We start from the raw sequence: 16,230 nt of genomic DNA on the forward strand, positions 1-16,230 counted from the left end.
ACATCTGTGACGTCAATCGCGCGCGCCGGTGGAGGGCGGCCGCCGCGCCCGCGACCCGGTGGCGCGGAGACGCGCGGGCGGGCGGGGCGCGTGACCGGACCGGCACTTCCTGTGACCGGAGCTCGATCGCCGCGTACGACGAGGCCGGCGGCGCCTTCCCGCCGGGCCCCGCGCGGTGCCCCCGCGCCGCGAGGTGACCGGCCCGTAGGGGTCCTGGCGGGGCGGGGCGCTCGATAGGCTGGGGCTCATGTACGGCTACGAGCAGAACCCGGGTGCCCAGCAGCAGTACGCGCCGCCCCAGCAGGGGCAGTACGCGCCGCCGCAGGCCGGCATGCAGGCGGGGATGCCGGGCGGCGGATACGCCCAGCAGCAGCCCCCGCTGTACCCCGAGCCCTCGCCGCCCTCCCTCGCCGACGCCGTACGCGCCTTCACCACCGGCACCCTGGCCGCCGAGGACTTCCAGCAGATCTTCGCGACCTCGAAGGTCTACTGCCCGCGCGGCGACAACCCCGGCTTCCTCGCCCTGCACAACACCCAGCAGCCGGTGATCCCGATGTTCACCTCGCTGAAGGAGCTGCGGCGGTACGCGGGCAAGGAGTCGAAGTACTTCGTGATCACCGGTGCCGAGGTGATCGACCTGCTCCCGACCGGCTACGGCTTCGTCCTCGACATGGAGGGCGACCACCGGATCGTCTTCGACGCGAAGGCCGTGGAGCAGATGGTGGAGTTCGCGATGCGGCGGATGTACGGCTGACCGACCCTGGAGTCGGGAGAAGGAGAGCCCTGGAGCCGGGGGAGAGAGCGCCCCGGAGTCAGGGGGAGAGCGCCCGGGAGGAATTCCTCCCGGGCGTTCCGCGTTCCGGGTGGCAGGAAGTTCAGCATTCAACTAAAGTGGGGGTACGAGGCCGGAAGGCCCCCCGTGCCCGAGGCCGCATCAGGAGGTCCACCATGCCCGCCGTGACCGTCGAGAACCCGCTCACCCTGCCGCGCGTCGTCGCATCGGCCGACGCCGTCCCGCGTCCCGTGCTCGCCGTCACCACGGCCCCCCAGGGCTTCGAGGGCGAGGGCTTCCCGGTGCGCCGGGCGTTCGCGGGGATCAACTACCAGTACCTCGACCCGTTCATCATGATGGACCAGATGGGCGAGGTGGAGTACGCGCCCGGCGAGCCCAAGGGAACCCCCTGGCACCCGCACCGCGGCTTCGAGACCGTCACCTACATCATCGACGGCACCTTCGACCACCAGGACTCCAACGGCGGCGGCGGCACCATCACCAACGGCGACACCCAGTGGATGACCGCCGGCTCCGGCCTCCTGCACATCGAGGCCCCGCCGGAGTCCCTCGTCGTCAGCGGCGGCCTCTTCCACGGCCTCCAGCTGTGGGTCAACCTCCCCGCCGCCGACAAGATGATGGCCCCCCGCTACCAGGACATCCGCGGCGGCCAGGTCCAGCTCCTCACCTCCCCCGACGGCGGCGCGCTGCTCCGCGTCATCGCCGGCGAGCTCGACGGGCACCAGGGCCCCGGCATCACCCACACCCCGATCACGATGATCCACGCCACCCTGCGCCCCGGCGCCGAGATCACCCTGCCCTGGCGCGAGGACTTCAACGGCCTCGCGTACGTCATGGCCGGCCGCGGCACCGTCGGCGCCGAGCACCGCCCGATCCACCTCGGCCAGACCGCCGTCTTCGGCCAGGGGGGCTCGCTGACCGTCCGCGCCGACGAGAAGCAGGACTCCCACACCCCGGACCTGGAGGTCGTCCTCCTCGGCGGCCGCCCGATCCGCGAGCCCATGGCCCACTACGGACCGTTCGTCATGAACACCCAGGCCGAACTCCGCCAGGCCTTCGAGGACTTCCAGGCCGGCCGCCTCGGCACCGTCCCGGCGGTCCACGGCATGGGCGAGTAGGCGGCCGCGCCGATGTGACGGGCCGTCGCCCGGACGGCCCGTCACGTCCGCGTCGCGCGAGCACCGGTGTGATCTTATGGACGGGTGGAGACGAGTCGAACGCCGCTGCTTCCCGAACCCGCCCGCAAGCTCGCCGCCTGGTGCGCCGTGGCACTGCTCGTCGCGGGGGTCGTCGCCGTCTTCATCTGGCTGTGCGTGGTCTTCAAGGCCGCCGTGACGCCGGTGCTCCTCGCCATCCTCGGGACGGCGCTGCTCGGGCCGCTCTACCGGCGGCTGCTGCGGATGAAGGTGAGCAAGTCCCTCTCCGCCGCCGTCACCGTCCTCGCCGTCCTCCTCGTCGTCGGCGGAGCCACGTACATCGTGGTCGCCGCCCTCATCGAGACCGGTGACCAGATCCTCGCCTCGCTGCGGCGGGCCGCCCTCGACATCGCCGAGCACTTCGGCGCCGCCGGCACCTCCCTGGAGGACCTGGCCGAGAACGCCAGGACCCTCCTGGAGAAGTTCGGCGGCACCGCCGCCTCCGGGGTGATCTCCGGGCTCAGCGTGGTCGGCCAGATGCTCGCCACCGCCGTCCTCGCCCTCCTCCTCATCTTCTTCTTCCTCCGCGACTCCGACCGCGCCGTCGGCGCCCTGCGCGCCTTCGTCCCGTCCGGCACCGCCGACACCGCCGAGGCCATGGGCCGCCGCGCCTTCGAGGCCGTCGAGGGCTTCATGCGCGGCACCACCCTCGTCGCCTTCGTCGACGCCGTCCTCATCGGCATCGGACTGCTCGTCCTCCAGGTCCCCGGCGCGATCGGGCTCGCCGCGCTCGTCTTCGTCACCGCCTACATCCCCTACCTCGGCGCCTTCCTCTCCGGCGCAGTCGCCGTCCTCGTCGCCCTCGCCGACCGCGGCTTCGTCATCGCCCTGTGGGTCCTCGGCGTCGTCCTCGCCGTCCAGGTCATCGAGGGCAACGTCCTCCAGCCGATGGTCCAGAGCCGCACCGTCCAGATGCACCCGGCCGCCGTCATGCTGGCCATCACCGCCGGCGCCTCCGTCGCCGGCGTCCTCGGCATGCTCCTCGCCGTCCCCCTCACGGCCGCCGCCACCGGCGTCCTCGGCGTGCTCCGCGCCCGGTACGGGACCTCCCGGCCGGCACCGGAGGAGGCCGGCTAGGAGACCGGCGCGGCGCCCGGTTCGAAGGACTTCAGCATGGCCTCCAGGGCCGCCTGGTCGGGGCCGACGAAGGGGTCGGCGTCCGGCGCCTCCGCCAGCGTCCCCAGCATCCGGTCCGTCATCCGCACGGCCGGCGGCAGATGGGTGGACAGCACGATCTCCGGGTCCATCGCCCGCAGCGGCTCCAGGGTCGCCCGGTACTTCTCCGGGTCCACCACGTGCACCCACGGGCTGTCGAGCGTCGCCCACATCAGCTGCGTCCCGCGCAGCTCCTCCGGCTTCAGGTCGCTCGCGTGTCCGCTCTCGGCGAGCTCGGCGGTCGGCATCGGGCCGCCGAAGCAGTCCGAGCTGAAGCAGGTCCGGGTCCGGTCGTCGTAGAAGCCGACGGTCGCCGGGCTGTCGAAGAGCGGCGGCCGGAAGGCGTGCAGGACGCGGTCCCCGACGTCCAGGGACTGCCCCGGGTTGAGGAAGTACACCCGGTCCATGGGCAGCGCCCGCTCGGTCGACATGATGCCGAAGCCGAGGAAGGTGGTCACCACGCGCGCGCGTGGGGCGGCCTCCAGGAGCTCGAAGATCCCGCCCGTGTGATCGCGGTCCGGGTGGGTGAGCCAGATCCAGCGCACGTCCGCCGGGTCGATCACCGTGGCGAGCACGGCGCCGAAGTCCCGGTCCGCGATCGACAGTCCGGTGTCGACGACGACGGGCTCGGCGGCGGTCAGCACGTACGCGTTGACGGGGACGTGTCCCATCCCCGGCACTTCCAGGCTGTCGGCCAGGACAGTGGTGTCACTGCCGACCTTGTGGGTGTCCATGACCAGCTCCGTGGTCCCCCCGGGCGGCCGTACGACACCAGTCTCCGCCGTCCGGGTGAGCGGCGCGCGCCGGAGGGCGTGCGCGTCCGGCACGGCCCCGCTACCCGCAGCAGCCCTCCGGCCCCGCCGGCTCCGTCAGTTCGAACCAGATCGTCTTGCCCTCGCCGCGCGGCTCCACGCCCCACGCGTCCGCCAGCATCTCCATCAGCACCAGGCCGCGCCCGCTGGAGGCCATCTCGCCGGGATGGCGCTTGTGCGGCAGCTCGTCGCTCGCGTCGGAGACCTCCACGCGCAGCCGGCGGCCCTTGTCGCCGCAGCCGACCTCGGCGGTCAGCAGCGCGTCGCCGTCCGTGTGGACCAGGACGTTGGTGACCATCTCGGAGACCATCAGGACGGCCGCGTCGAGCTGGTCCCCGTCGGCCCAGTCGTGCAGCAGCTGCCGGACCTGCTCGCGCGCCTCCGCGATCCGCTCCGGCTCCGCCTGGGCGATCGTCATCAGGGTGCGGCGCGGGGCCTCCCGCACCGTCGTGGCCGGCCGGCGGGAGAGCAGCAGGACGGCGATGTCGTCCTCGCGCCGGTCCGCGAGCGGGCCGGTGGTGTGGTGCGAGCCGGGCCCGTGGACGGCCTCCACGAGGGTGTCGGCCAGCTCCTCCAGGTCGTCGCCCCGGTGCTCCTCCAGGAGCCGCCGGACCCGCTCCCAGCCGCTGTCGAGGTCGTGCCCGCCGGTCTCCAGGAGCCCGTCGGTGCAGATCATCAGGGTCTCGCCGGGTTCCAGGGTGAGCCGGGTGGTCGGATAGTCGGTGTCGGGGTCGATGCCGAGCGGCAGACCGCCGGCCGTCGGCCGCAGCAGAACCGTTCCGTCGACCATGCGCACCGCCGGGTCCGGATGGCCCGCCCGCGCGATGTCCACCGTCCCCGACGCCAGGTCCACCTCCAGGTACAGGCAGGTCGCGAAGCGCGGCCCGCCGCCCGGCGCGTCCTCGCCCCCGTCGTACCCGTCGTTGACCCCGTACAGGAACCGCGAGGCCCGCGAGAGCACCGCGTCCGGCCGGTGCCCCTCGGAGGCGTACGCCCGCAGCGCGATCCGCAGCTGCCCCATCAGCGCCGCCGCCCGCACGTCGTGCCCCTGGACGTCCCCGATGACCAGCGCGATCCGGCCGGGGGAGCCGCCCGCCGGGCCGCGCGTGCCGCCGGGCAGCCGGATCATGTCGTACCAGTCGCCGCCGACCTGGAGCCCGCCGCCGGTCGGCACGTACCGCGCCGCCACCCGGATCCCCGGGATCCCCGGCCCCAGCACCGGCATCATCGTCCGCTGGAGCCCCAGCGACAGCTCCCGCTCCGACTCCGCCACCCCGGCCCGGGCCAGCGCCTGCGCCAGCATCCGCGCCACCGTCGTCAGCACCGACCGCTCGTCGGGCGTGAACGCCACCGGGTGCTTGAACGCCGCCATCCAGGCGCCCATCGTCCGCCCCGCCACCACCAGCGGCACGAACGCCCACGACTGCCGCTCGAACGGCTCCGCCAGCGGCCACGTCGTCGGGAAGCGGCGCCGGTACTCCTCCGGGGACGGCAGGTAGATCGCCCGCCCGGTCCGCACCACCTCCGCCGCCGGGTAGTCCGTCGCCAGCGACATCGACGTGAAGGGGCCCTCGTCGCCGTCCCGCTGCCCGTGGTGCCCGATCACCGTCAGCCGTTCGCCCGACATCCCGAAGACCGCGAGCCCGTCCGGCGAGAACCCCGGCATCGACAGCGAGGCCGCCACCCGCAGCACCTCCGCCGTGGACCGCGCCTCCGCGAGCGCCCGCCCCGCGTCCAGCAGGAACGCCTCGCGCGAGCGCCGCCAGTCGCCGGTGATCGGCGTGTGCGGCCCGGCCGTCCCCGGCTGCGGCTCGGCCACCTCCTGGAGCGTGCCGACCAGCTGGTAGTCGTTCCCCTCGATCAGCGGCTTGGACCGGCTCCGCACGGTCCGGATCACCCGGCCCTGCTCGTCCATGATCCGCAGCCGGGCCTCGGCGAGCGTCCCCTCGGCCACCGCCAGACTGACCACGCCGTCGATCTCGTTCCAGTCCACCGGATGGAAGCGCGAGCGCACCGCCGCCTCGGACAGCCGCACCGGCTCCGCGGGCAGCCCGAGCAGCCGGGCGGCCTCGGCGTCGAGCGAGACGATCCCGGAAGCGTTGTCCCAGCGCCACAGGCCCGTGGCGATCGCGGCCAGGACGTCCTCGGTGCGCATTGCCCCACTTTATGAATATCGGACAGCGGGTCGCCACCGTGACCCCGCCGGGCGCGACCGAGAGTAATCGAATCGCGATCTTGGGTGTCCCGGTAGGCTGGGAAAGCCTTGGCGCCCTGACGCTGTCAAGGTCTTTCCACTCCGATCCCGAAGACTGGATGAACGACGATGCATCGGTACAGGTCCCACACCTGCGGCGAGCTCCGCGCCTCTGACGTCGGCACCGACGTCCGGCTCAGCGGCTGGCTGCACAATCGGCGCGACCTGGGCGGCATCCTCTTCATCGATCTGCGCGACCACTACGGCATCACGCAGCTCGTCGCCCGCCCCGGCACCCCGGCCTACGAGGCCCTCGACAAGCTGACGAAGGAGTCCGTCGTCCGCGTCGACGGCAAGGTCGTCTCGCGCGGCGCGGAGAACGTCAACCCCGAGCTGCCCACCGGCGAGGTCGAGGTCGAGGTCGGCGAGGTCGAGGTCCTCGGCGCCGCCAAGCAGATCCCCTTCACCATCAACGCCGACGACGGCGTCAACGAGGAGCGGCGCCTGGAGTACCGCTTCCTCGACCTGCGCCGCGAGCGCATGCACCGCAACATCATGCTGCGCTCCGCCGTCATCGCCGCCATCCGCTCCAAGATGACGGCCCTCGGCTTCAACGAGATGGCGACCCCGATCCTCACCGCGACCTCCCCCGAGGGCGCCCGTGACTTCGTCGTCCCGTCCCGCCTCAACCCGGGCAAGTTCTACGCGCTCCCGCAGGCCCCGCAGCAGTTCAAGCAGCTGTTCATGATCTCGGGCTTCGACCGCTACTTCCAGATCGCGCCCTGCTTCCGCGACGAGGACGCCCGCGCCGACCGCTCGCCCGGCGAGTTCTACCAGCTCGACGTCGAGATGAGCTTCGTCGAGCAGGAGGACGTCTTCCAGCCGATCGAGAAGCTCATGACCGAGCTCTTCGAGGAGTTCGGCGGCGGCCGCCCGGTCTCCTCCCCCTTCCCGCGGATCCCGTTCCGCGAGTCGATGCTCAAGTACGGCAACGACAAGCCCGACCTGCGGACCTCCCTCGAACTCGTCGACATCTCCGACGTCTTCGAGAACTCCGAGTTCAAGGCGTTCGCCGGCAAGCACGTCCGCGCGCTCGCCGTCCCGGACACCGGCGACCAGCCCCGCAAGTTCTTCGACTCCCTCGGCGACTACGCGGTCTCCCTCGGCGCGAAGGGCCTGGCCTGGGTCCGCGTCGGCGAGGAGAACGCCCTCACCGGCCCCATCGCCAAGTTCCTCACCGAGGAGAACGTCAAGGTCCTCGCCGAGCGCCTGGGCCTCAAGCCCGGCCACGCCGTCTTCTTCGGCGCCGGCGAGTTCGACGAGGTCTCCAAGATCATGGGCCCGGTCCGGGTCGAGGCCGCCAAGCGCGCCGGCCAGTTCGAGGAGAACGTCTTCCGCTTCGCGTGGATCGTCGACTTCCCGATGTACGAGAAGGACGAGGAGACCGGCAAGATCGACTTCTCGCACAACCCCTTCTCCATGCCCCAGGGCGGCCTGGAGGCCCTGGAGACCAAGGACCCGCTGGACGTCCTCGGCTGGCAGTACGACATCGTCTGCAACGGCATCGAGCTGTCCTCCGGCGCCATCCGGAACCACGAGCCCGACATCATGTTCAAGGCCTTCGAGATCGCCGGCTACAGCCGTGAGACCGTCGAGACCGAGTTCGCCGGCATGCTCCGCGCCTTCCAGTACGGCGCCCCGCCGCACGGCGGCATCGCCCCCGGCGTCGACCGCATCGTCATGCTGCTGGCCGACGAGCCCAACATCCGCGAGACCATCGCGTTCCCGCTGAACGGCAACGCGCAGGACCTCATGATGGGCGCCCCGACCGAGCTCGACGAGTCCCGCCTGCGCGAGCTGAACATCCAGCTCCGCAAGCCGGTCGAGAAGCCGTCCGCGAAGCCGGAGGACCGTCCGGTCACGGAGTCCGTCCACCCGGACGCGGCGCGCTGACGCCGACGCCGACGCACGGCTGAAGGGCCCGGAACCGTACGCACGGTTCCGGGCCCTTCAGTTCTCACCGGGCACGGCGGGCAGGACCCACCGCACCTCCCCGTCGTGCGTCTCGTCCGTGGGCACGAGCCCGGCGGCGCGGGCGACGGCGGCGGAGGCCACGTGGTCGGGACGGACGTGGGCGACGACGGTACGGCCCCGGTCCCGCAGCCACCCGACGAGCGCGCGGGCCGCCTCGGAGGCGTACCCCCGCCCCTGCCAGGCGCTCCCGACGACCCAGGCGACCTCGGCGACGCCGCCGACGACGGTCGCCTGCACGGTCCCGACGAGCCGCCCCTCCTCACGGGCGCGGATCACCCAGTTGCACCAGGTGGTGCGGGGGTCGGGCGCCCCGGCGGCCCACCGCGCGTACCGCGCCCGCAGCTCCTCCGGGCTCTCCGGCGCGCCCCCGGTGAACGCGTGGAGGGCCGGGTCCCCCAGCACGCCGGCCATCTCCCCGGCATGCTCCACCTCCAACGGCACGAGCTCCAGCCGCCCGGTACGGATCGCCTCGACGACGACGCTCTCCGGCATTCTCGACTCCTCTCGCGCGGGTGTTCCGGCCCGATCCTCTCCGTCGTCCCCACCGGGGGCGGGCCGGGGCGTGCTCCTCGTGACCGTATTCCACCGGGCGGCGGCTCCGGGGGCGGGGGATTGTCAGAGGGCGGTGTGAGGATGGTGGGGCGGCCCGGGAGGTCGGGGCCGGAGTGGGTGCGTGTCGGTTTCGAGTGTGTGGAGGCGAGCATGGCCAAGGAATTCCAGGTGACGTACGACTGCGCGGACCCGGGGGCGCAGGCGGAGTTCTGGGCGCGGGCGTTGGGGTACGTCGTGCAGCCGCCGCCGGCCGGGTTCGAGAGCTGGACGGCCGCGCTCACGGCGTGGGGGGTGCCGCCGGAGCTGCACAACAGCCGGTCGGCCATCGTCGATCCGGACGGCGTGGGGCCGCGGATCTTCTTCCAGCAGGTGCCGGAGGGCAAGACGGCGAAGAACCGCCTGCACATGGACGTCCGCGCGGCCCCCGGCCTGACCGGCGACGAGCGGATGGCCGCGCTGGAGGCGGAGGCCGCCCGACTGGAGGCGCTGGGGGCGAAGCGGCTGTACCGGAGGGAGCCGGGCGGCCTGGACGCGGGACACATCACGATGAGCGATCCGGAGGGGAACGAGTTCTGCCTGGACTGAGGGCCGACTTGCTGATGGGCCGTCAGGTGGCGGGGTGAGTGGGGGAGTCGACGCCTTCGGCTCCTTCGGCTCCGTTGGCGCTTTCGGCCCCTTCGGCCCCTTCGGCGTCTTCGGTCGGGGGTCTGTTCGGGACGTAGGTGGCCGGCTCCGACGGGGTGCTGCCGCAGCGGGGGCAGTGGTCCGTCGGCGCGCCCCGGAAGCAGTTGTGGCAGTTCTCGCAGTACTGGATCGGCCGGGGAGCGGGCGGCGGGCCCAAGGGGTCGACCCATGGGACGTCGGGCATGGGCAGCGGGGGCAGGTGGACGCTCAGCCGGTGGGCGAGGAGGGCGGCGGGGCGGCGGAGGGGCTCCTTGGGGAGGTCCGTCGTGAGGGCGTGGCGGACGGTCGCCGGCCTCACCCCGCGTTCGATCCAGGCGGCGACGCCCGGTGCGAGGTGGTCGGCCTCGGCGGCGGAGAAGTAGAGCCGCGGGTCGGCCTCCCGCAGTTCGAGCAGCAGCCGGAGGGAGATCTGGAGCAGCTCCTGGGCGGGGAACCCGGGGTGCGGCACGGGAGGGAGGGAGTGACGGCCGGAGGGAGGCGGGGGAGGGGGAGTCGGCTCGGGAGCGGGGGCGGCCTCCGGGGGCGGGGCCGGGTCGCCCGGGGCGGGTGCGGCGTCCTCCGGGGGTGCGGGGGGCGTCGGTACGACCTCCGGGGGTGCGGGCGCGGGGTCTGAGCCGGGGGCGTGGTCCGGTTCCTGTTCGGCCTGGGGGGCGGAGTCGTGGTGCGGTTCCGGCGGTCCCGGGGTGGGCCGGGGAGCGAGGTCGTGGTGCGGCTCCGGGACGGGCCCGGGGGGCAGGTCGTGGTGCTGTTGCTGCTCCTGGTCGGGCCCGGGGGAGGGCGCCGGTTCCTGGGCGGGGAGTGGGGAGGGGCGCTTGCGGGGAGCGGGGACGGAGGCGGGGGCGGGGACGGGGGTGGCGGTGGGGGGCTGGTTGTAGGAGATGGTGCGGGTGACCAGGCGGCCGTTCGGGAGGCGGAGCACCGTGCGGCGGAGGTAGCCGTGTTCCTCCAGCTCGCGCAGGGCCTTTCCGATGCTGGTCCGGCCCTCGCGGAAGTTCTGCGCCAGGGTGTTGATGTCCACGGGGGAGCCCTCGGGCAGGGACTGGATGAAGGCGCCGAGCGACCTCGCCAGGCCGGAGAGGGACGGGTGTTGGACGAGGTGGTTGCCGATCACCACGTAACCGCGCTTGTGCGGGGTGTTCTCGTGGACCACGCCGGCGTAGCCACCCCGGGGAGGGTGGTTCTTGGAGCGGGGACGGGACGCGGCGCGGGGACGCCGACTAGGCTGGAGGGTATCCATCGGGAAGGTTGCTTCTTCCTGGTTGGTAGGCCCTCGCGTCGGGACGGCTATCCCTGCGAGGGCCGACGTATGTCTGTGAACAGTCGGTCGGGGAAGAGCCTAGGGCAGGCAAACACCCACGAACCACGGCCAGTTGGCATATTCACCCTCGTGAGTGATCGCGTTCTCGCGCCCGCGAGAGGGTGGGTGGGTGGGGAGTGTTTCCTCCCAGTACTTCAGGTATTTGATCGCCCTTCCCACCGGCGGACGGCCCACCGGACGCCGGTCGGCCGGGCGCCGGTGAAGCGGTGAACGGCGCAGGTCGGGGGCGGTGGGAAGCGGGGGTCTTCCGCCGTCGGCGGAGGGCTCGGACGGGGCAGGTCCGCTGCCGTCGGCGGCCGTGGCCGTCCACCGCCGGGCGCCGTCCGCCGGGGACAAGATGGAAACTTTTGTTGTCGCCCTGTGGGTCTCCGAGGGCGCCGCGCCGCGCGTCAGGACGGCGACGGCACCTGAGCGGCACCCGGACCGGTCCGGCCGGCGTCTCCGGTACGTCACGGACGCGCGTGTCGGACGCCGCGAACCCGGCGAGATCCGCCGGACAGGCTCTCTAGAAGAAGGTCATGTCCCAGTCGCCCGAGATCAGGGCCCGTACGGCTTCCTCGAAACCGTGCGCCACCCGCTGGAGTCCCGCGTCACCACCGAGGACGATGTCGCCGTTCTCCGCGAGGAGGACCATCTCCTCGGTCTCGAAGGCGATGCCCACCGGCAGGGCGGACATGCCGAGGCGCCTCTCGAAGAACCGCACGTTCGGCGCGAACGCCTCCGTGGCCTCCCCGACCGAGATCGTCAGCGAGGTCTCGTCCCCGGTGACATGGGACGGCCAGAAGACCGTCGTCTCGCCGTACTTCCCGAGGAACGCCACGAGCTCGTCCGTGACGTCGAAACCCGCCTCCCGGTAGGCCAGGCGGGCCGCCTCGACGTCCACGGGACCGCACTCGACGCGCGAGGCACCAGTGAACGCCCTGCCGAGGGACTCCTCCCTCGCCCTGCTCCGCCCGCCACTCATCCGGTGCCCCTCCGCACGTGCCGGGCCCCCGCGTCCCGCGCTTCTCGCACAGAAGGGAGGCCCTGCCCTGAATGCCGATCAGGGTACCGAGGCTCCTCGGGACGGCACCGCCGTCGCCCCCGCGCAAGATCCGCTTCCGGCGTACGGCCTAGCGGTACCGGGCGTGGTCGAGTTCCGCCCAGACCGTCTTCCGGGGCGTGGGACCCGGCTCCACGCCCCACCGGTCCGCCAGTGCCCCGACCAGCAACAGCCCGCGCCCCTCGTGCTGCTCGGGCAGGGCGTCCCCGCGCGTGTCCGTCACCTCGATCCGCAGGACCCCCGGCAGCGCGGCCAGCGCGAGACGGAAGTCGCGGCCGGCGACCCGGCCGTGCGTCGCCGCGTTCGTCGTCAGCTCGGCGACGATCTGCTCGGCCGCCTCGGTGACGGCGTACGGCACGTCCGTCCGGGGCCGCAACCACTCCATCGCCAGCAGCCGGGCGAGCCGCGCCCCGCGCGGTGTCGGGGAGAGCCGGATGTCGAAGTGGTCCAGGAGATCGGTGAGTTGAGCGGTGGTCTTCTCTTCGGTCACGTCACCCAGCGTGGTCGCCTCCCGCTACCGTGAACAGTCACACCGCCGATACGTAGGGTGACTGTCCGGGGCTTGTCCACTGCTGTCCGGTCTGTCGGAGACCCCGTGGCGGGTAGGGGGACGCGGCCACACAGGACACACGGAGGGGTGCGGGATGTCGGCGGAGGAAAGCGGTTGGGAAGTCGATCCGGACGACGAGTGGGGCGTCGCCGTGGTGGCCACGGTGGGTCGCCAACTGCGCTTGCGGCGCGAGGCGGTGGGCATGCGGGCCGCCGAGTTCGCGGAAGCGGTCGGTTACGGCGAGGACCTGGTCTACAAGATCGAGGGCGGCAAGCGGATCCCGCGCCCCGAGTACCTGGACAAGGCGGACGAGGTCCTGCGGGCGGATGGGCTGCTGTCGGCGATGAAGGACGACGTGGCGAAGGTCCGGTACCCGAAGAAGGTGCGGGAGCTGGCGAAGCTGGAGGCCAAGGCGGTGGAGATCGGGGTGTACGAGTGCAACATCATCGCCGGGCTGTTGCAGACGCCGGAGCATGCGCGCACTTTGATCGGGGCCGCGCAGCCTCCGTACTCGCCGGACGACATGGAACGCATGGTGGCCGCTCGCCTTGCCCGCCAGTCGGTTTTCGAACGGGATCCGGCCCCGTCGATCCACTTCGTGCTGGAAGAGGCGCCGCTGCGTCGGCAGGTTGGGGGCACAATGTTGTGGCGGCAGCAGCTCGAACATCTGCTGGAGGTGGGGCGCTTGCGTAACGTCACACTTCAGGTCATGCCGACGAACACCGAGGCCCACCCGGGGCTGGACGGCAGGATCGAGTTGCTGAAGTTCCTGGATGGTACGGCGGTGGGGCGATCCGACGGCGCGTTCAACGGGAGGCCGATCACTGACCCGAGGCAGCTCCGCATCCTTGAGCTGCGGTATGGCACCATCCGGGCGCAGGCTCTCTCGCCGCGGGAGTCTCTGGCCCTTATCGAGCAACTGCTGGGAGAAACATGATCCGCAAGGTCTCTGCCGGGGACGCCTCCGAACTGGCGTGGTTCAAGAGCAGCTACAGCGGCGGGACCGACGGCGAATCGTGCGTCGAGGTCGCCGCCACCCTCGCCGGTGTCCACGTCCGGGACTCCAAGGTCACCGCTGGGCCGCAGCTCGTGCTCTCACCCGGCGCGTGGGCTGGGTTCGTCGGGTTCACGCGCGCCCACGGCTGATCGCCGTCGCGGATCCTCAGCGGGCGTGGTCCTTCAGGAACGCGCCCGCCAGTGCCGCCGCTTCCTCCTTGGTGGGGGCGGCGGCCTCGTCGGTTCTGGAGCCGTCGGCGGCCGTGGCCGTCCACGTCCAGGTGTCGCCGGAGGGGGAGAGCTCCGCACGGCCGCCGAAGAGGGCGAGGGTGGTGGTGCCGGGCGTCGGGCGGGGCACCGCGTCCGGCCACTTCTTGCGGGCGCCCTGGCGGGTGATGCCCCAGACGGCACCGAGCTGCTCGTAGCTCGCGCCGTACGAACCGGCCGTGCCGGCGGCGACGGCGGTGAGGCGCTTGACCTCCTGGTCGACCACCTTCCAGGCGGCGAGGACGGAGAGGGCGATGTCCACCGGCTCGCCGTGCCACATCCGGTCCTCGGGCTGCCCGGTGGCACGGGCTCGGAGGGTGGCGGCGAGGGGGTTCAGGGCCTCGTAGAGGGCGGATTCGAGGCCGGTCAGTTCTTCTGCGGGAAGCTGGTCCGAGAACGTCATGTGACAACTCTAGTTTACGAGCCCTGCGCTTGGGAACTTTTGTTTACATGAATCTCGCATCGCTGTTCTCCGTCGTCGTCGTCACACCTTCGCCGTCCGCTCCGTCATCCCGGTGTACGGCCCCCTCCCGGGGCCGCGACCGGAGGAGTCCGCATGTCCACCACCGCCGCCGTCGTCACCGCGCTCGCCGCCTTCATGGCCGGGTTCTCGGGCGCCTCGGTGCTCGCGAGGGCGAAGTTCGTCGTGGAGCCGCTTGCCGCGTACGGGGTGCCCCGGTCGTGGTGGAACGGGCTCGGGGTGATCAAGCTGGCCGGGGCCGCGGGGCTCGTCGCGGGGTTCTGGGTGCCGGTGGTGGGGGTGCTGGCGGCCGTGGGGCTGGTGCTCTACTTCGCGGGCGCCGTGATCACCGTCGTACGGGCGAAGGCGTACGGGCACGTGCCGTTCCCGCTGGTGTACATGGCGCCGGCGGTCGCCGTGCTCGCCGTGGGGTGACGGCGGGGACGGCGAAGGCCGCCGGCCCGGTCGGTACCGGGCGGCGGCCTTCGCTTGCGTGCGGGCGGACGTCAGTCCTTCTTCGGCTCCTCCAGGCGCGGGAAGAGCACCGCGCCCTTCGTCACCGTCGCGCCGGCCGGGAGCTGACCCCACGTGGCGGAGGACTGGACCGGCTGGTCGGCGAGGGCGCCCAGGGACGCCTCGGCGCCGAGGGAGTCCCAGAGCTTCTGGGAGGTCTCCGGCATGATCGGGTTGAGGAGGACGGCGACGGCGCGGAGGGACTCGGCGGCCGTGTAGAGGATCGTCGCCAGGCGGGCCCGGCCCTCCTCCGACTCGTCCTTGGCGACCTTCCACGGCTCCTGCTCCGTGATGTAGCCGTTGACCTGCTTCACGAAGTCGAAGACCGCCAGGATGCCGCCCTGGAAGTCCAGCTCCTCGCCGATCTTGGCGTCGGCCGTCGCGACGGCCTTCGCCAGGCCCTCGTGGACCGCCTTCTCGGCGTCGCCGTCGGCCGCCGAGGCCGGCAGCTCGCCGCCGAAGTACTTGCCGACCATCGCCGCCACGCGGGAGGCGAGGTTGCCGTAGTCGTTGGCCAGCTCGGAGGTGTAGCGGGCGGAGAAGTCCTCCCACGAGAACGAGCCGTCCTGACCGAAGGCGATGGCCCGGAGGAAGTACCAGCGGTACGCGTCCACGCCGAAGTGCGAGGTCAGGTCCTGCGGCTTGATGCCGGTCAGGTTCGACTTCGACATCTTCTCGCCGCCGACCATCAGCCAGCCGTTGGCCGCGACCCTGCCGGGGACCGGGAGGCCCTGCGCCATCAGCATCGCCGGCCAGATCACCGCGTGGAAGCGGAGGATGTCCTTGCCGATGAGGTGGACGTTCGCGGGGAAGGTCTCCTCGAACTTCTCCGGGTTCTCGTTGTAGCCGACGGCCGTCGCGTAGTTCAGCAGCGCGTCGATCCACACGTAGATCACGTGCTCGGCGTCCCACGGGACCGGGATGCCCCAGTCGAAGGTCGACCGCGAGATGGAGAGGTCCTCCAGGCCCTGCTTGACGAAGTTCACGACCTCGTTGCGGGCCGACTCCGGCTGGATGAAGCCCGGGTTCGCCTCGTAGAACTCCAGCAGCTTCGGGCCGTACTCGCTCAGCTTGAAGAAGTAGTTCTCCTCCTTGAGGATCTCCACGGGCTTCTTGTGGACGGGGCAGAGCTTGGTGCCGTCCTCCGCCTCGATGAGATCGCCCGGGAGCTTGAACTCCTCGCAGCCGACGCAGTACGGGCCCTCGTAGCCGCCCTTGTAGATCTCGCCCTTGTCGTACAGGTCCTGCACGAACTCCTGGACGCGGTCCGTGTGACGCTTCTGCGTGGTGCGGATGAAGTCGTCGTTCGCGATGTTCAGGTGCTCCCAGAGGGGCTTCCATGCCTCCTCGACGAGCTTGTCGCACCACTCCTGGGGCGAGACGCCGTTCGCCTCCGCGGTGCGCATGATCTTCTGACCGTGCTCGTCCGTGCCGGTGAGGTACCACACCTTCTCGCCGCGCTGACGGTGCCAGCGCGTGAGCACGTCGCCTGCGACGGTCGTGTAGGCGTGGCCCAGGTGAGGAGCGTCGTTGACGTAGTAGATGGGGGTCGTGACGTAGAACGCCTTCGCCCCCTGCTTCTCGGATCCAGTGGCCGCCATGGTCGAAATCCTAACGGGCCCGTGAAGATCGACTCACATCGATAAGCAGGGGGCGGAGGGCGC

The 16,230-nt window shown here is 71.8% G+C and carries 16 protein-coding genes; 8 read left to right on the top strand and 8 right to left on the bottom strand.

The window, feature by feature from the left end:
* Nucleotides 1-247 precede the first annotated feature (247 nt).
* From AB0E83_RS01050 to AB0E83_RS01060, 3 genes are all read left to right on the top strand, one after another.
* A complete protein-coding gene (locus AB0E83_RS01050) occupies nt 248-754 on the top strand; it encodes an SseB family protein (protein ID WP_362104092.1) in 507 nt (168 codons plus the stop codon).
* A 194-nt stretch (nt 755-948) separates the two neighbouring features.
* On the top strand, nt 949-1,911 hold the full coding sequence (locus AB0E83_RS01055) for a pirin family protein (protein WP_362104094.1): 963 nt from the start codon (nt 949-951) through the stop codon (nt 1,909-1,911).
* An 84-nt stretch (nt 1,912-1,995) separates the two neighbouring features.
* Nucleotides 1,996-3,066 carry an AI-2E family transporter gene (locus AB0E83_RS01060; protein ID WP_362104096.1) on the top strand — a complete coding sequence of 357 codons (1,071 nt, stop codon included), beginning with the start codon at nt 1,996-1,998 and terminating at the stop codon, nt 3,064-3,066.
* Here the strand turns inward: AB0E83_RS01060 and AB0E83_RS01065 are convergent.
* Both AB0E83_RS01065 and AB0E83_RS01070 read right to left on the bottom strand, forming a co-directional pair.
* Nucleotides 3,063-3,878 (bottom strand): MBL fold metallo-hydrolase, encoded by an 816-nt coding sequence (locus tag AB0E83_RS01065; RefSeq protein WP_362104098.1) that lies wholly within the window; start codon nt 3,876-3,878, stop codon nt 3,063-3,065. The two genes, AB0E83_RS01060 and AB0E83_RS01065, sit on opposite strands and share 4 nt — an antisense overlap.
* A gap of 100 nt (nt 3,879-3,978) precedes the next feature.
* Nucleotides 3,979-6,111, bottom strand: coding sequence for a SpoIIE family protein phosphatase (locus AB0E83_RS01070; protein WP_362104100.1), 2,133 nt, complete (start codon nt 6,109-6,111; stop codon nt 3,979-3,981).
* 168 nt (nt 6,112-6,279) lie between these two features.
* Here AB0E83_RS01070 and aspS point away from each other — a divergent pair, with 168 nt between their 5' ends.
* The gene (gene aspS / locus AB0E83_RS01075) at nt 6,280-8,103 is read left to right on the top strand and encodes an aspartate--tRNA ligase (RefSeq protein WP_362104102.1); all 1,824 of its coding nucleotides are present in this window, start codon (nt 6,280-6,282) and stop codon (nt 8,101-8,103) included.
* A gap of 57 nt (nt 8,104-8,160) precedes the next feature.
* Here the strand turns inward: aspS and AB0E83_RS01080 are convergent, their stop codons facing one another.
* Nucleotides 8,161-8,676, bottom strand: coding sequence for a GNAT family N-acetyltransferase (locus tag AB0E83_RS01080; protein ID WP_362104104.1), 516 nt, complete (start codon nt 8,674-8,676; stop codon nt 8,161-8,163).
* 210 nt (nt 8,677-8,886) lie between these two features.
* Here AB0E83_RS01080 and AB0E83_RS01085 point away from each other — a divergent pair, with 210 nt between their 5' ends.
* Nucleotides 8,887-9,321, top strand: a complete 435-nt coding sequence (locus tag AB0E83_RS01085) for a VOC family protein (RefSeq protein WP_362104106.1) — start codon at nt 8,887-8,889, stop codon at nt 9,319-9,321.
* 22 nt (nt 9,322-9,343) lie between these two features.
* Here AB0E83_RS01085 and AB0E83_RS01090 read toward each other — a convergent pair whose 3' ends face one another.
* The 3 genes from AB0E83_RS01090 to AB0E83_RS01100 form a co-directional block, all read right to left on the bottom strand.
* Complete coding sequence (locus AB0E83_RS01090; protein ID WP_362104108.1) at nt 9,344-10,570, bottom strand: hypothetical protein; 1,227 nt, start codon at nt 10,568-10,570, stop codon at nt 9,344-9,346.
* Nucleotides 10,571-11,243: 673 nt separating this feature from the next.
* A complete protein-coding gene (locus tag AB0E83_RS01095; protein WP_362104110.1) occupies nt 11,244-11,621 on the bottom strand; it encodes an SUKH-3 domain-containing protein in 378 nt (125 codons plus the stop codon).
* 229 nt (nt 11,622-11,850) lie between these two features.
* On the bottom strand, nt 11,851-12,279 hold the full coding sequence (locus AB0E83_RS01100; protein ID WP_362104276.1) for an ATP-binding protein: 429 nt from the start codon (nt 12,277-12,279) through the stop codon (nt 11,851-11,853).
* Between the two features lie 145 nt (nt 12,280-12,424).
* Between AB0E83_RS01100 and AB0E83_RS01105 the strand changes: the two genes are divergently transcribed.
* Nucleotides 12,425-13,267: a helix-turn-helix transcriptional regulator gene (locus AB0E83_RS01105; RefSeq protein ID WP_362104112.1), complete on the top strand. Its 843-nt coding sequence runs from the start codon at nt 12,425-12,427 to the stop codon at nt 13,265-13,267.
* Complete coding sequence (locus AB0E83_RS01110; RefSeq protein WP_362104114.1) at nt 13,264-13,476, top strand: DUF397 domain-containing protein; 213 nt, start codon at nt 13,264-13,266, stop codon at nt 13,474-13,476. Before AB0E83_RS01105 ends, AB0E83_RS01110 begins: the two co-directional genes overlap by 4 nt.
* Before the next feature lie 16 nt (nt 13,477-13,492).
* Here the strand turns inward: AB0E83_RS01110 and AB0E83_RS01115 are convergent, their stop codons facing one another.
* Nucleotides 13,493-13,996 carry a hypothetical protein gene (locus AB0E83_RS01115; protein ID WP_362104116.1) on the bottom strand — a complete coding sequence of 168 codons (504 nt, stop codon included), beginning with the start codon at nt 13,994-13,996 and terminating at the stop codon, nt 13,493-13,495.
* A 153-nt stretch (nt 13,997-14,149) separates the two neighbouring features.
* On the opposite strand from AB0E83_RS01115, the gene AB0E83_RS01120 reads away from it, so the two are divergent.
* Nucleotides 14,150-14,488, top strand: a complete 339-nt coding sequence (locus AB0E83_RS01120) for a DoxX family protein (protein ID WP_362104118.1) — start codon at nt 14,150-14,152, stop codon at nt 14,486-14,488.
* A gap of 71 nt (nt 14,489-14,559) precedes the next feature.
* Here AB0E83_RS01120 and metG read toward each other — a convergent pair whose 3' ends face one another.
* On the bottom strand, nt 14,560-16,167 hold the full coding sequence (metG, locus tag AB0E83_RS01125; RefSeq protein ID WP_362104120.1) for a methionine--tRNA ligase: 1,608 nt from the start codon (nt 16,165-16,167) through the stop codon (nt 14,560-14,562).
* Between the last annotated feature and the right edge of the window lie 63 nt (nt 16,168-16,230).

This window comes from Streptomyces sp. NPDC035033 (assembly GCF_040636735.1).
GTDB lineage: Bacteria > Actinomycetota > Actinomycetes > Streptomycetales > Streptomycetaceae > Streptomyces.